This window comes from Lentzea jiangxiensis (genome assembly GCF_900104175.1).
GTDB lineage: Bacteria > Actinomycetota > Actinomycetes > Mycobacteriales > Pseudonocardiaceae > Lentzea > Lentzea jiangxiensis.
In genome coordinates, this window is record NZ_FNIX01000001.1 from 731,541 (window position 1) to 745,797 (window position 14,257).

At 72.1% G+C, this 14,257-nt stretch carries 12 protein-coding genes; 1 reads left to right on the plus strand and 11 read right to left on the minus strand.

Annotated features, from left to right (window positions below):
* Nucleotides 1-177 precede the first annotated feature (177 nt).
* The gene (locus tag BLQ91_RS03690) at nucleotides 178-561 is read left to right on the plus strand and encodes an STAS domain-containing protein (RefSeq protein WP_176959551.1); all 384 of its coding nucleotides are present in this window, start codon (nucleotides 178-180) and stop codon (nucleotides 559-561) included.
* Nucleotides 562-579: 18 nt separating this feature from the next.
* On the opposite strand, the gene BLQ91_RS03695 is transcribed toward BLQ91_RS03690, so the two are convergent.
* From BLQ91_RS03695 to BLQ91_RS03745, 11 genes are all read right to left on the minus strand, one after another.
* Nucleotides 580-1,725, minus strand: coding sequence for a glycosyltransferase (locus tag BLQ91_RS03695; protein WP_090095124.1), 1,146 nt, complete (start codon nucleotides 1,723-1,725; stop codon nucleotides 580-582).
* A 49-nt stretch (nucleotides 1,726-1,774) separates the two neighbouring features.
* Nucleotides 1,775-2,854: a nucleotide disphospho-sugar-binding domain-containing protein gene (locus BLQ91_RS03700; protein ID WP_090095125.1), complete on the minus strand. Its 1,080-nt coding sequence runs from the start codon at nucleotides 2,852-2,854 to the stop codon at nucleotides 1,775-1,777.
* A gap of 73 nt (nucleotides 2,855-2,927) precedes the next feature.
* Complete coding sequence (locus BLQ91_RS03705; RefSeq protein WP_090095127.1) at nucleotides 2,928-3,446, minus strand: TetR/AcrR family transcriptional regulator; 519 nt, start codon at nucleotides 3,444-3,446, stop codon at nucleotides 2,928-2,930.
* 356 nt (nucleotides 3,447-3,802) lie between these two features.
* Nucleotides 3,803-6,562 (minus strand): helix-turn-helix transcriptional regulator, encoded by a 2,760-nt coding sequence (locus BLQ91_RS03710; protein WP_090095129.1) that lies wholly within the window; start codon nucleotides 6,560-6,562, stop codon nucleotides 3,803-3,805.
* Nucleotides 6,563-6,648: 86 nt separating this feature from the next.
* Nucleotides 6,649-7,566, minus strand: a complete 918-nt coding sequence (locus tag BLQ91_RS03715; RefSeq protein WP_090095131.1) for an LCP family protein — start codon at nucleotides 7,564-7,566, stop codon at nucleotides 6,649-6,651.
* Entirely contained in the window at nucleotides 7,563-8,069 is a 507-nt protein-coding gene (locus BLQ91_RS03720; RefSeq protein ID WP_090095133.1) for a SigE family RNA polymerase sigma factor, read from the minus strand. Before BLQ91_RS03720 ends, BLQ91_RS03715 begins: the two co-directional genes overlap by 4 nt.
* A gap of 95 nt (nucleotides 8,070-8,164) precedes the next feature.
* On the minus strand, nucleotides 8,165-8,545 hold the full coding sequence (locus BLQ91_RS03725) for a very short patch repair endonuclease (RefSeq protein WP_090095965.1): 381 nt from the start codon (nucleotides 8,543-8,545) through the stop codon (nucleotides 8,165-8,167).
* A gap of 63 nt (nucleotides 8,546-8,608) precedes the next feature.
* Nucleotides 8,609-9,412, minus strand: a complete 804-nt coding sequence (locus BLQ91_RS03730) for an SAM-dependent methyltransferase (RefSeq protein ID WP_090095134.1) — start codon at nucleotides 9,410-9,412, stop codon at nucleotides 8,609-8,611.
* A gap of 58 nt (nucleotides 9,413-9,470) precedes the next feature.
* Nucleotides 9,471-10,511, minus strand: a complete 1,041-nt coding sequence (locus BLQ91_RS03735) for a hypothetical protein (protein WP_090095136.1) — start codon at nucleotides 10,509-10,511, stop codon at nucleotides 9,471-9,473.
* Nucleotides 10,504-10,983 (minus strand): RNA polymerase sigma factor, encoded by a 480-nt coding sequence (locus BLQ91_RS03740; protein ID WP_176959552.1) that lies wholly within the window; start codon nucleotides 10,981-10,983, stop codon nucleotides 10,504-10,506. Before BLQ91_RS03740 ends, BLQ91_RS03735 begins: the two co-directional genes overlap by 8 nt.
* 110 nt (nucleotides 10,984-11,093) lie before the next feature.
* Entirely contained in the window at nucleotides 11,094-14,168 is a 3,075-nt protein-coding gene (locus tag BLQ91_RS03745) for a TIR domain-containing protein (protein ID WP_090095140.1), read from the minus strand.
* Nucleotides 14,169-14,257 lie beyond the last annotated feature (89 nt).

The window sequence follows — 14,257 nt, forward strand, 5'->3', positions numbered from 1 at the left end:
GGGACCACGACGGAGACCGTGCTGCTCGCGGAGCGTGCACGCCCAGCCGCTGTCCGGCCGCTGGGCGTGCAATATGTTGTGAAGGGGAAGCAACGGCCGTAACGTCGGAGATGTAGCCGGGTTCAGCAGGGTGCTCGGAGTCCGAGTCTCGTGCGCTTCGGCCACCGGGGAGTGCTGGTGAACGAAGATCAGTTCCAGGAAACACCGCTGCTCACCGTGCACGTCGCGGAGGTCGCCGGAGTGGCGGTCGTCGCGGTGGAGGGTGAGATCGACGTCGACACCGCGGACGACGTGCTCGACGCGCTGCGCCAGGGGTGCGAGTCGACCGGCCCGGCCGTGGTCGCCGACTTGACGCTGGTCAGCTTCTTCGGCTCGACCGGCATCTCCACGCTGATCTCGGCCCACGAGCTGGCCGACGAACACGGCAAGGACCTGCGCGTGGTCGCGCCGCAGCGAGCCGTCCGCAGGCCGTTGCAGGTCACGGGCGTGGCCGACGTCCTCGTGCTGCACGACACGGTCGAGGAGGCGCTGGCAGCGCTGAAACCGGTGCCCAGCGAGTAGGCACCGGTCCGCACGTCCTCAGCCGGCGAGCTCCACGAGCTTCGGCACGACCTCGTCCGGGTGGGGCATGGCGGCGATCTCCGCGGCGATGCGCGCGGTCGCTGCCCGCACGCCGGTGTCGCCGAGCAGCCTGCCGACGGTCTCGCGCACCGCGTCGGCGGTGAAGTCCTCCCCGACGAGCTGAGCACCCAGGCCGGTGTTCGCGACGATCTCCGCGTTGCGGAACTGGTCCGCGCCCTGCGGCAGCACGAGCTGCGGCAGACCGTGGGTCATCGCGGCGACCGTGGTGCCGGCACCGCCGTGGTGCGCGACGAGATCCGCGTGCGCGAGCAGATCCGCCTGGGGCACCCACGGCAGCACGTGCACGTTGCCGGGCACGCCGGTCAGCGCGGACGGGTCGACCTGCGGTCCCGTCGCGACGATCACCTCGGCGTCCACCCCGGACAGCCCGGCGACGGCGGTCCTCAGCACTTCGGCGTTCGAGAACGCGGTGCCGAACGTCAGGTAGACCAGGGGCCTTCGGTGCTCGACCACCCATCCGGGCAATTCGCCCGGCTCGGCGAACGGAACCGGACGCATCGGAATTCGATGCACGTCCGAAAGGAACTCCACGTCCTGCAAAGACGGCGGGAAGACGTCCAGATAAGGTGATCCGAGACCGTAATGCTGCCCATTCGGGAGGGTGATGCCGAGTTCGGCGACGTACTCCAGGAAGAGGTCGCTCATCGCCTCTGGGACCAGCGACTCGTCCATCTTGCCGAATCCGTGGCACACCGCCGGAATGCCCGCGCGCATCGCGGCGAGCCCCGCGCCGGCGTTGATGATCTCGAAGACCACCAGGTCGGGCTTGTCCCGCTCGAGCACCGGTTCCAGATCGTTCACGAAGGCCCTGGGCAGCAAGGACCCGAACGCGTCGAACGCCGTCTGGCGCAGCATGTCCCGCCGGAACGACGCCGTGCCGTGCAACTCGTTCGCCTGCCGGAACGCGTCCCAGATGCTGATGCCCGCGTCGACCACGGTGAACCCGAGCTTTTCCGCAGTCGCGTGGAATCCCGAGTCGACGGCGTACAGGACGTCGTGACCCTGCTCGCGGGCGGCGATCGCGAGCGGGAGTATCGGATAAACGTGTCCGTGTGAGCCTAAGCTCGAGAAGAGAATGCGCACCCGGCCAGATTAGGTGCTCTCCTATTGCGGCGGGGTCGATCTTCGCGAATCATTCAGCCCGCACGAGACTTTCCCACCGCGCCGCCACGTCGGCGGGCGACGGCATCGCCGCCATCTCCGCCCGCACCTCACCGGCGGCCCGCTGCAGCTTCGAGTCCTCGATCAGCCGGGTGAGCAGCTCCGGCGTCACGTCCCGCGGCCCGGCCCTGAGCCCCGCCCCGCGCCGCGTGACCGCGTCGGCGTGCGTGGTCCGGTCACCGGGTCCGGGCTCCACGAGCTGCGGCACCCCGGCCGCGAGCGCGCCGAGCAACGTCCCCGCGCCTCCGTGGTGGACGATCCCGTCGCACAACGGCAGCACCCGCGGGATCGGCACCCACCCGACCGCCCGGACGTTGTCCGGCAGCCCGTCGGTCCGTTCCGGACGCACGAGCACGAACTCGGCGTCCACCCGCCCGGCCGCCCTGACCACCGCCGCCGTCATCTTCCCCGCGCCGGGACCGGGCACCGTGCTCCGGCTGACCAGGACGCGCGGCCGCCCGGACGGCTCCGCGAGCCACCGCGGCACCTCCCCGCCCCCGCTGTAGGCGACGAACCGCATCGCCTCCCCACCGGGGAACTCGCCGAGCGACGGCGGCGCGGTCCGCAGAACCGTTGCGGGAGAACGCACCTCGGCCTTCATCCGCGCACCCACGGCCCTGGTCAGCTCCAGCCCGTCGAACACCGGCACGTCGTGCACGACCGACGGCACCCCGAGCACCGACCCGGCCGCCGCCAGCGGCTCGTGCACCACGACATCCGGCTTCCACCTCGCCGCGAGCGCCCGCAACGGCTTCGTCATCGCGTCACCGACCGTGCCGAACATCCGCGACACGAAGTCGAGCCGCCCGCTGCCCTCCAGCTCCCTCTTGGCCATCACCGGGTGCGTGAGCACGATGCGCAGCGCGATCGGTCCGAAGCGCACGTTCCCCGGGACGACGTCCTCGACGTGCAGGCCGGAGTCGCGCACCCGCAACGCCTCGCCCCCGGTGGCGACCACGACGTCGTGTCCGGCTTCGCGCAGGGCCAGGGCCAGGGGGATCAGCGGGAAGACGTGACCCAGGAGGGGTGCGGCGACGACGAGAACACGCATGCAGCCAGGTTAGCCACGGCGGGAGGGGAGACTCGGGCCGTCGGCGCCGGTCCGCGAGGCTTCGGCGGCGGACCTACGGCTCCACCAGCCGCCGAACCGCCTCCACCACGGTTCGCCGCCGCTCCACGTGATCGGCCCCGGCCGGAGCCCCGGACCACATCGACGCAACGGCCTGCACCATCAGCAGCACCTGCTCGGCGGAGAACCGCGACGACACCACCCCGGACTCCTGCGCCGCCCGGACCGCCTCCACGTCCCCCAGCCGCCGCACCGGCCCGCGCCGCTCCAGCCGTTGCCAGGTCGCGAGCCGCGCGAACTCGGGGTGCCGGTGCTGCAGGTCGTACAGCCGGCCCGCGTAGCCCGGCAGGTCTCCCGCGTCGAACTCCACCGCCGCCGCGCCCGCCACCTCCGACTGCACGGCGTCGAACAGCTCGTCCTTGCCGCCGTAGTAGGTGTAGGCGAGACCCGCGGAGCAGTGGGCGATGCGGGCGATGCGTTCCATCCGGGCGCCGGCGATCCCGTAGGCGGCGAACTCGACGAACGCGGCGTCCAGCAACCGGCGGCGGGTTCGTTCCCGATCGCGGAGGGCCATGCACCCAGGCTAGGGCGAAGGGCCGCACCCCTGAAGAGGTGCGGCCCTGTTCCGATCGGGCGATCACTTGGCCATGTCGAACCAGTTGAAGCCCTCGACCATCTGACGGGTCGTGCCGCTGACGTAGCGCGGGCCGGTGAGCTCCCAGCTCGTCGCCGTTCTTCTCCAGGCCCGCGCGGTGCTGGTCCACGTCGCTCACGCCGCACTTCTTGACGTTGAAGTCGGGGCCGACGAGCTCGGCCGCTCCGACGCACGGCGGCGGCGACGAGAGCGTTGCGGATCATTTCGGGGGACGACCCTCAACCCTTTGGCGGAGAAGCTGGGTGTACCAGGGACACCCCCCACGGCGCTCCGCCTCAGGCGAGGACGCGTGCGAGGTCCCTGCGACCTGCGATTCCGAGCTTCGTGTAGATCCGGCCGAGGTGGTTCTCGACCGTCTTCGGCGTCACGAACAGCTCCTGCGCGATCTCCCTGTTCGCCCGGCCCGTCGCCGCGAGGTCGGCCACCCGCCGTTCGGACGCCGTGAGCGCCTCCGCTCCGAGCACGACCTGCCGCCGCGGCCGGTCACCGAGCGCCTCCAGAGCCTCCACCGCGCGCGTCCGCTGCACCGCCGAGCCGCAGGCGGCAGCCAGGTCGATCGCCCTGTGCAACGGCTCGCGCGCGTCCGACCTGCGACGCGCCACCCGCAGAGCCTCGCCGAGGTCGACCAGCGACCGGGCGAGCTCCAGCCGGGCGGGCGAGGTCTCCAGCACGGACGCGGACTCGGTCAGCAGCTCCAGCCGTGACCGGGGATCGGCGTGCGCGAGCAGCCGCAGCGCCGCCCCGACCTCGGTCGCCGCACCCCACCTGCGTGCGATCTCCAGCTGTTCGGTGGCCAACTCCAGGCCGAGCTCGTGCTGGCCGAGCAGCAACGCCGCCCGCGCCGCCGGAGCGCGCCACGGGATCGTCGGCGGGTCCACGTGGACCTGGTGCATCGCGTCGCGCTGGCGGTAGGCCTCGAACAGCGCGCGCCGTGCGTCGCCTTCCGCCAATGCGATCAACGCGCGCACCTCGTGCAGCCAGATCATCGGCATCGTCTGCCGTGCGCCGGCATGGGCGGAGTCGAACGCCGTGGCGAACGCGGACGCCGCCGCGACGTCACCCCGTTCGAGCGCCGCGTAGACCGCGAAGTGCGTCGAGGTGGCCCGCAGGCTGATCACCTCGGACACCGGGTCCTCGTGCGCGACGGCGGCCAGTGCGCTCTCGGCCCCGGCCTCGACGGCCGGCATGTCGCCGCAGCGCCAGTTCAGGAACAGCATCGCGTTCGTCACCATCGCGAACTCGATCGGCGACCCGTGCGTGCGCACCTTGAGCCGTGCGCGCTCGATCTCGTGCCGTGCGATGTCGACGCCGTCCGCGGCCATCAGCGCGAGCAACGCCACGAGCCACGCGACCATCGCGTCCGTGCTGCCCGTCGCGTCGTCGAGGTACGCGCCGTTCGCGAGCGCGCGCGTCGCCGTCGCGGCCACCTCGTCGTGCGGCCACACCTCGTAGCGGCCCATCTGCGCGAGGAGACCGAGCAGCGTGCGTTCGTCGGGAGTGCTGCCGGCCAGACCGGCGTACGCGCTGAGGTGCGCCGACGCCGTTCGCCGCTGGTCGGGCAGGAACGAGCGGAACACCGCCAGCCGTGCTTCGAGGTGCAGCCGGGACTCGCCGTCCGGACGGGCCGCGATGGCCTCCGTCAGTTCCGCGATCGCCGCCGCCGGGCCTTCCAGCGCCGCCGTCGCCGAGGCCGCCGCGGCCACCAGCTCCGCGTCCGGAAGTCCCTGTGCCGCGGCCTTCAGGTGCCGGTGCGCGTTCACCGCGTCGCCGGTTCGCAGCAACGCCCTGCCGAGCTCGGCGCGCAGCCCCGCGTCGTCGGGCTTCTCGTCCACCGCCCGCGCGAGATGTGCCGCCGCCGTGCGCGCGTCACCACCCGAGAGCAGCGTGGAAGCGGCTTTGCGCAACACTTCCGCTGCGTTGGGCAGTGTCCCTTTAGGAGCGTGCACGAGATGCGCGGCCACTCGATCGACCGTCGCGTGCGCCTCCCACAAGGCTTTCGCGGCGCGCGCATGCAGCGAGGCGCGTGCGATCGGCCCCAGGCCGGACAGAACCGCTTCCCGCACAACGGGATGCACGAACTCCAGGTGCTCGCCGGTGACCAGGACGTTCGCCGCGGCCAGAGCCTCGACGGCGGCGGGGAGGTCGTCGACCTCGGCCAGTTCCGCCGCCTGCCAGGGATCCGCGTGCGTGCCGAGCACCGCGACCGCTCCGGCGAGGGCCACGGCGTGCGATGGCAGCCGGCCGAGAGTGGCGCGGAAAACCGTGCTCGGCCCGAGCGTGCCGACCTTCTCCGCCGTCGACGCCTCGTCCAGCGGCAGCCCGAGCGCCGCGAGCTCGTCGACGAGCACACCGGACAGGAACGGGTTGCCGCCGGTGGCCGCGTGCAGGGCGTTGACGACCTCGGGATGCCCGCCGACCAGGGCGCCGATCGCCTCCGCGGTGAGCGGACGCGGCAGCAACCGGTCGGCGGACACGCTGAGCTGCGCGAGCGGCCCGGAGTTGTCCGCCGGTGGCCTGGTCGCGACGACCAGCGCGATCGGCAGGTCCGCGATCCGCCGCGACAGGTAGACGAGGAACTGCAGCGACGAGTGGTCCGCCCAGTGCGCGTCGTCCACGGTGATCAGCAGCGGGCGGGTGGACGAGAGGTCCACCGCGACCCACCACAGCGAGTGCAGCGTGCGGGCCAGCTCGGCCTCGCTCGGGTCGAGCGCCGCGCCGTCCAACGCCTTCAGCGCGGCCCCGGACGGCCCGGCCAGGATCTTCTCGCGGATCTCGCCGGAGTACCGCGACACCGAGCGCTCGACCATCTGCCGGACGACGCCCCACGCCATGGCGCTCTCCAGGGCGTCGCCGACGGCCTGGAGCCGCCCGAAACCGCGTTCCTTGGCCAGCTCACGGCACTCGCGCACGAGCCTGGTCTTGCCGATGCCCGCACGGCCCTCGATGACGACGACGCGACCCTCACCACGGGTGGCTGCGTCCAGAGCTCCGCGGATGTGCGCTATCTCGGAGTCCCGTTCCAGTGGTTCGCGCACAAATCGATCGTAGCGGCCGCCTGGCGGCCGACATGCTGGTCATCGACACCGCATCCGGGCGACTTGATGCTCCATTGGTGTGAACGTCACCGCACGCACCCGTCCTGCGGGGTCGCCTTGCCGCCGAACCAGTCCGCGACGAACTGCCGCGACGCTCCCGGGTCGGCCTGCAGCGCCTGTCCGGCGGGACCGTCGACGGGGGCGCCGACCGGCAGCGTCCCGGTGACGATCTCGACGGGGCCCTGGAACCGCTGCGCGAACGCGAGCACGTCCCACCCCTCGTCGACGCGGACCGACCTGCCCACTTCAGCGGCGAGCGCCACGGCGTTGTCCTTGTTGATCTTGGCCGCGAGCCCGGTCAGGAAGGCCTGGTGCCGCTTCACGCGGTCGAGGTCCCCGTGCGGCAGGCCCATCCGCTGGCGCAGGAACGCGAGCGCCCGGTCGCCCTCGACCGTCTGCCGCCCGGCGGGGAAGGAGGCGCCCGACCGCTCGTCCTCGGTCGCCGCGAGCAGGCACACCTCGACGCCGCCGACGATCTGCGCGATCCGGCCGAACCCGCCCATGTCGACCGCCGCGTAGTGGTCGACCTCCACCCCGGTCAGCTGCTCCACCGCGCCGGTCAGCTTCTCCGGAGCCTGCCCGTAGAGCCGGTTGATCTTCTCCTCGCCGACCTGGAGGTCCCGGGGCAGCGACACGGCGCTGACGGACCCGTCCGCGTCGAAGCGGGCGAGCACGAGCGCGTCGGTGAACTCACTGTCGTCGGTGCCGATGAGCAGCACGTTCTGCGAGGCGGCCGGCGGCGCGGCCGGCGACGCGTCCGTCTTCTTGATCGTCGCCGGGACGACCACGGCCGCGACGGCCGCGGCCGCGGTGAGCGTCGCGACGCCGACGATGAGCCCGAACGGCTTGCGCTTCTCGGCCTTGTGCAGGCCGGCCAGCACCGTCCGGGAGTCCACGCGCTCCTCGGCCTCGGCGGCGATCGCCTGGCGGATCAGGTCGTTCATGAGTGCACCCCCAGGGTGGCGGACCGGGCGAGTTCGTGGGCGCGCAACGTCTGCAACGCGCGGGAGAGTTGGCTGCGCACAGTGGATTCCGCGCAACCGAGCACCTGTGCGATCTCAACGTCAGTGCAGTCCTCGTAGAACCGCAGCACCAACGCGGCACGTTGCTTGCGCGGCAGCACGGCGATGCGTGCGCGCATCGCTTCGCGTTCGGCGTGCGCGTCAGCCGGATCGGCCGTCGACGGCACATGCCGCGCGAGCTCGGCGCGTTCCACGGCGATCTCACGCGCTGCCTTGCGGTGACGCCACGACAGGTAGTCGTTGGTCACCATGCGTTTCACGTAGAGGTAGGGCGCATCCATCGCCCCGATGCGCTCCCACTTGCCCTGCGCGCGCATGAGCACGTTCTGCACGATGTCCTGCGCCAGGTGTTTGTCGCAGGTGATCGCGGTGGCGTACCCCAGCAGCCGGTCCAGCCGCTCAGCGACGAACTGGTCGAACCCCACGCCGCCCCCTCCGTGTCAGTGTCGTTTGCGGCAGGGGAAACCCCGTCACCGCCTCCGTTCGCTGCATCGGCTTGTGTGTTCCGGCTCACAGCGGGTCATCGACTCCGTCTGCTCAGCACGATCTCCCGGATGCGGGCGGCCGCGGTAGCGGCCGTCTCGTGCTCCCACACCCGCACCGCGAGCCAGCCGTCGTCGGCGAGTTTCCGGTCCGTGTCGAGGTCGCGGCGGCGGTTGGTCTCGATCTTCGTCCGCCAGAACTCGGCGTTGTTCTTCGGCCACGTCGCGTGCTCGGGGCAGCCGTGCCAGAAGCAGCCGTCGACGAAGACGGCGACCTTCGCCGAGGTGAAGACGATGTCGGCTTCGCGCCGGACGCCCCGGACGGGTCGCCGGTGCACCCGGTAGCGCAAACCCGCGGCGAACAGCGCCCTGCGCAGGTCGACCTCGATCTGCGTGTCCCGGGTCTTCTGCTTGCTCATCCGGGCTCGGACACCCGGCGCGGTCTCGAGGGGCTCCACACCGGCATTGTTCCGAACGGCCACCTAGACCTTGCGGCCGATTCCCACGTAGACGTCCTCCGGGCCGCCCTCTCCCGCCGGGCCGAGTTCCGGGTGCCACCGCGGCGCCGGGACGACGCCCGGCTCGAGCAGTTCCATGCCGGCGAACATCGGCTCGAACCGCGCGAGCGAGCGGAAGTGCATCGGGTCGCGGCTGTGCTCCATGGCGTCGACGACGAAGCCCATCTCCTCCGGCTTGAAGTCGGCCGTGAGGTGCGACAGCGCGATCAGGCTGCCGGGCGGCACGGCGTCGCGGTACCGGGCCACGACCTCGGCCGGGCCCTTGGAGTCCGGGACGAAGTGCAGCACGGCGACCATGAGCAGGCCGACGGGCTTCGAGAAGTCGATCAGGTCCTTCACGACCGGGTCGGACAGCACGTCCTGCGGCTGGCACATGTCCGCCTGCACGACGCCCGCGTTGTCGTTGCCCTCCAGGATGAGCTGGCTGTGCGAGACCGCCACCTCGTCGTGGTCGACGTACACGACCCGTGCGTCCGGGTTCTCCCGTTGCACGATCTCGTGGACGTTGCCGACCGTCGGGATGCCGGAGCCCAGGTCGAGGAACTGGTCGATGCCGTGCTCCATCATCAGCAGGACGGCGCGGCGCATGAACGAGCGGTTCGAGGACGCGATGGCGCGGCCGTCGCGCAGGACCCGCAGCACCTTCTCGCCGACCACGCGGTCCGACGCGAAGTTGTGGCCACCCCCCAGCAGGAAGTCGTAGACCCGTGCCGCGCTGGGCACGTCGGTGTCGATTCCGGTGGGCACCCAGGAGAAAGGCTCGGCCATGCGCAAGAACCTACTCGTGGGCGCGCACGCGTGTATTTGCGCGGATCGGGTGAAACCGTCAGTTACACCGTGCGGAACGGGCCGACATGTGCTCTGCCAGCACGGACGCGCCCGCGGCACGGGCTTCCTGGTCCAGCCACCGCAGGTGGTCCTCGGCGCGTGCCGACCGCAGATCGCGTGCGGCCTCCACGGCTTTCACGGCGAACTCGGTGGCACCGGCCTCGTCACCCAGGGCGAGGTGGTTGCGGGCCAGCGCCGTCAGCGCGATGGCGCGGGCACGGGCGCGGTCGTCGCCATAGGTGTCGACCGTCGTGGCCAACGAGGTGATGGCCCGGGCGGGGTCGTCCAGCGCGCGGCGGTCGGCCCACGAGTTGTGCGCGGCCACGAGTCCGAGCTGGAACGCCTTCAGCGCGTCCTCGGGCGCGTTGTGGTGCAGGAACATTCGTCCGGCGCGGGCCAGCACGGACGCGATCAGCGCCTCGTCCTCCGCCTGCCGCGCCAGCGTCAGGGCCCGAGCGAAGTGCGGCAGCGCGGCGCCGGGCATGCCGCTGTCGAACGCCGTCCAGCCCGCCAGTTCGTACACCTCGGCGACGGCGGTCCAAGTGGCCGCGTCGCCCACCACGACCACGGGTTCGACGGTCGCCAGGTGCTCCAGAACCGAGGCGTGGCAGGCGATTCCGCCGTAACGACGGTCCAACGCGCGCAACGCCCGCGTGCGCGAAGTGATCACCGGGGGTGCGATCCGGTGCGCCGGCATCCCGGAAGGCAGCCAGTCGAACGTCGGCGCTCCGACCATGATCCGGGCGGCGTGCTCCAGGAAGCGTTGGCGCGCAGAGGAGTTCTCGAGCACCAGCTCGTCGGCCTCGGGGAACCCGTCCGCCACCGCGGCGCGGCACCACCGCCGTGCCTCGGCCTCCTCGCCGAGGGCGAACAGGACGCGCGCCAGCCGCACGGCCGCGTCGCCGAGGCGCTGGTCGGCGGCGACGCGGAAGTGCACGGCCGCCTCGCGCAGCCGGCCCGCGCGTTCGGCTTCCTCGGCGAGCCGGTACAGGCGCTCGACGGCGTCGTCCAGCTCGAACCGCGCCAGCAGGTCACCCATCACTGCCTCCGAGGATCCGCCGCAGCTCGGCCCGGCCGCGGGTGAGGTGGGTCCGCACGGTCGACTCGCCCACCACCAGCACTTCGGCGATCTCGCTGACCGAGTAGCCGAGCAGGTGGTGCAGCGCCACGGCCTCGCGGTGCCGGGGGGAGAGCTCGCGCAGGGCCGAGTGCAACGCCTCCACGTCGTGCACCTGCTGGACGACGTCCGGCACCTCGACCAGCGGCGTCTCCAGCTCGTGCCGCTGCTGCCACCGCCGCATCAGCCGGATCGCGACCTTGAGCACCCACGCCTCCGGCTTGTCGTAGGCGTGGACGTCGTGCCACCGGTGCTGCGCGATCACCAACGCGTCCTGCGCCATGTCCTCGACCACGCGGGTGTCGCCGTTCAACGCCGTCAGCGTCCTGGTCACCACGGGCAGGCACCTGCGGAAGAACTCGGCGAAGCCCTGGTCCGGCTCCGGTGTGCTCAACGGTCTTCCCTTCAGCGTCCGCCGGTGTCGTTCACCGCCCTGGGGCGACCTTCACCGGGTACAGGCGCTGAAGCCGGGAAAAGCTGAGCCGATCGCGCGAGTTCACCCGTTCAGGGCAAGAGGTGGCGGAACGCGGCGACGAGCAGCATGCGTTGCCGGTCGACGTCGAGCCCCTCGTCGAGCTCCTCGTCCTCGCGGTACTCCCTGGTGTCGCGGGCGGCGCGCCCGCCGAACGGCTCGACGCGGACGGCGATGTCCACCAGGTCGGACGTCAGCTCCACAGTGGACTGGTCGTCCGGGATCGGCTCGTTGTGCTGGTACAGCTCGTAGGAGAACCGCATCCCGACCGCGCCGTCGAACGTGACCTGCTCGGTCGGCAGCTGCATCGCGTCGAACACCGCCCGGTAGAGCGCCGCTCCGGTGAGGTGCAGCGGTGTCATGACGACGTGCGTCGTGCCGAGGTCGTGGCTGCGCACCGAGACCGCGGCGGTCGGGCCGTCCGGCGTCGGCGGGACGGGCTGCGGGAACACCGGGAGCTCCGACTTGCGGTCCGCGCGCCAGGTCGCCACGAGGCGGTCGGCCGCGTCCACGAGGTCGATGTGCTTGCGCGGCGCCAGGAACGGCGGCAGCGGTTCCTCGTCGAGCCGCACGAGGAACAGGAAGGCGCGGCGGCGGGTCATCTCCAGGGTGAACGCCGCCGTCCAGCCCTCCGTGACCCACTCCCGCTGCCGGGTGTTCGCCGACCACAGCAGCACGTAGTAGTCGGAGGTCGCCAGGGCGTCGTCGATGGCGGAGACCACGTCGTCGCCGGGCTCGACCTCGTTCTCGTCGAGGTAGGCGTTGACGTTGCGCGCTTCCAGCTCGGCACGGAGCTGCTCCGCGTGCGGGCGGTCCTTGCCGGCGAACGACAGGAACACCTTGGGACGGGTTTCGAGCGGCACGGGTTCTCCGATCATCCTCAGTCTTCTGCGCAGCGGGCCCGCCGTGGTCTGAACGCCCGCGTCGCCGTGCAGGGACCAGCACGCCCAGTCGGCGGGGTGCCGGTCGGCGACCTCTCTCAACGCGTGCTGCAGTGCGCGGTCCCGGGGCAACCTCGCGAGGTGGCGGTCGAACGCGTCGAGCACCCCGCGCGCCACTGCGGCATCGGTCCTCCAGTGCGCCGCGACGACCGCTCCCGCGCCGGCGGTGATGGCCGCGCGCACGAAACCGGCCCTGTCGTCCCGGCCGCGTCGCTGGACCATCCCGGACTCGCAGGCGCCGAGCACGACCGTGCCGCACGCGCTGAAGTCCATGTGCTGCAACGCTTTCACGGACACCCGTTCGTCACCGAACTGCAGCCACGACTGTTCGGGGTTCATCCGGTCTTGCGTGCCGTGGGCGTCGATGCGGATGCGGTGGAAGCGACGTTCTTCGAGGACCTGCCGCAGATCCGCGCCCCTGCTGACGACCACCGTCCCGTCGCCTCGCTGGCCGCGGGCGCGGCGGCGCAGCACCGGCAGGGCGGACAGGCACGGCAGGCTGGACAGCGCGTGCGCCAAGCCGAGGTGCGTACCGGCGACGGGCAGTCCGGCGAGCGGCACGTCCGCGACGACGTCGCCCGCCACCACGGCGATCCGGGTGGTCCCGGGCGGCAGTGCCCTGACGACGTCGTCCAGTCCGATCAAGGCGGCCAGCTCGACGAGCAGCGCGCCGAGGACCGCCGGGTCGTACCGGGGTTTCCACGCCTTGAGCCGGCGGATCGTGTCGGTGAGGTCGGCGACGTGGACGTCGGTGGTGAGGTGGGTGGTCGTGCGGCCGACGAGCAGGTGGTGCACCTGGTCCGGCGTCACGTGCACCATCCACACGACCTGGTCGCGCGGCAGGCGTCTCGTCGTCGCGCGGAGCCAGCGCCGTGCCGCGGGCAGGTCGCCGAAGCCCGGCAGCTCGCGGGGTTCGGCGAGGACCGTCGCGCTCCTCGCCGCCTCGACGGCGACCACCAGCCCCGCCAACGCCTTCGCGCCTTCGCGCCGGACGCGCCGGGCAGCGGCGAGCACCCGGCCGTCGTGCTCGTCCCTGGGGACGCGCAACATCCGCAGCTTGAGGCTGGGGCTGTCCCGGTGATCGGCGATGTCCTGCTCGATCCGGTGCGACGCCGTCCAGTGCCGTGCGGCCCGGTCCTCGTCGCCCGCGTCGGCGAACGTGTCCCCGAGCTTGCGCAGCGCCAGCGCCTTCAACTCGGGGTGGTCCGACCGGCTCGCGACCTCGAAGTGCCCGGCGGCCTGCTCCAGGAGGCCCCGGGCGTGGGCCAGCTCGGCCGCGGTCAGGTGCCACAGCGGCGAGTTCCCCTCGCCCAGCAGGCCTTCCGCCTTGACCAGCTCGCCCTGGGCGACCAGGCGGCGGACGTGGCTCAGCCTGCGCTCCGGGCTGATCGCCCTGGTGGCGTCCGGCAGCCTCGAGAGCACCTCGGGCCCCGCGGCCGCGGCCAGCAGCGGGAAGAGCCGCCGCGCCGCACCCGCCTGCCGGGTCATCACCAGCAGCGCGGTCAGTTCGTGCAGGACGGCGAGCCGCAGCGCGGGCTCGATCTGGTAGCTGGTGGCGCACCGGGTCATCAACGCGAGCGCTTCCTCGTACCGGACCTCCCCGCGCAGCGCGGCGGCCCGTTGCAGGAACTCGGCGGGGGAGCCGGGAGCGTCGCCGCTCCTCGTGACACGGCTGCTCCTGCGCACGTCGAGCAGGAGCCGGTCCCTGCCGACGTGCTCGAGGTGCTCGGGCCGTCCGGCGCGGCGGAAGTGGCGTTCGGCGGCGTCGAGCTCGCTCTCCGGGGTGGGGTAGTCGTAGCGGTCCGCGGCGGCCAGCGCGGCGACCCTGGCGAGCCGCGCCTGTTCCAGCTCGGTGAGCTTGAGCTTCCGCAACGCGCGCACGTCCCGCTCCGCCGCCGTGTGGTCCGTCGCGGTGCTGCGGATCTGCGCCCTGAGGATGCGCAGCGTCATGTCGTTGCCCCTGCACAGGTACTCGTCGCAGCGCTGTGCGGCCTTGGCGACGGCGCCGAGCTCCAGCAGGGTCGCGCAGTGGTCGTGGGCGACGACCGGGCTGATCTTCGCGGCCTTCTCGTAGGCGAGGTCGACGCCGAGCACGTTGCCGCGCAGGGCGGCGGAGCGCGCGGCCCTGACCGCGTCCGCGAGGGGAGTGCCGGGTTCGAGGTGCATTCAGTCCCCGCAGCCCTGGACGAGGGCGTCAGGCTGAACGGAAAGCCTTCGTTGGCGCATGCACGATCCTCCGTGCGTCGCAGGGTAAC

Coding starts and splice junctions, on each gene's coding strand:
- BLQ91_RS03700 (WP_090095125.1), bottom strand. CDS start 2,854: ATGCGTGTTCTCGTCGTCGCCGCACCCCTCCTGGGTCACGTCTTCCCG.
- BLQ91_RS03705 (WP_090095127.1), bottom strand. CDS start 3,446: ATGGCCCTCCGCGATCGGGAACGAACCCGCCGCCGGTTGCTGGACGCC.
- BLQ91_RS03715 (WP_090095131.1), bottom strand. CDS start 7,566: ATGAACGACCTGATCCGCCAGGCGATCGCCGCCGAGGCCGAGGAGCGC.
- BLQ91_RS03725 (WP_090095965.1), bottom strand. CDS start 8,545: ATGAGCAAGCAGAAGACCCGGGACACGCAGATCGAGGTCGACCTGCGC.
- BLQ91_RS03730 (WP_090095134.1), bottom strand. CDS start 9,412: ATGGCCGAGCCTTTCTCCTGGGTGCCCACCGGAATCGACACCGACGTG.
- BLQ91_RS03735 (WP_090095136.1), bottom strand. CDS start 10,511: ATGGGTGACCTGCTGGCGCGGTTCGAGCTGGACGACGCCGTCGAGCGC.
- BLQ91_RS03745 (WP_090095140.1), bottom strand. CDS start 14,168: ATGCACCTCGAACCCGGCACTCCCCTCGCGGACGCGGTCAGGGCCGCG.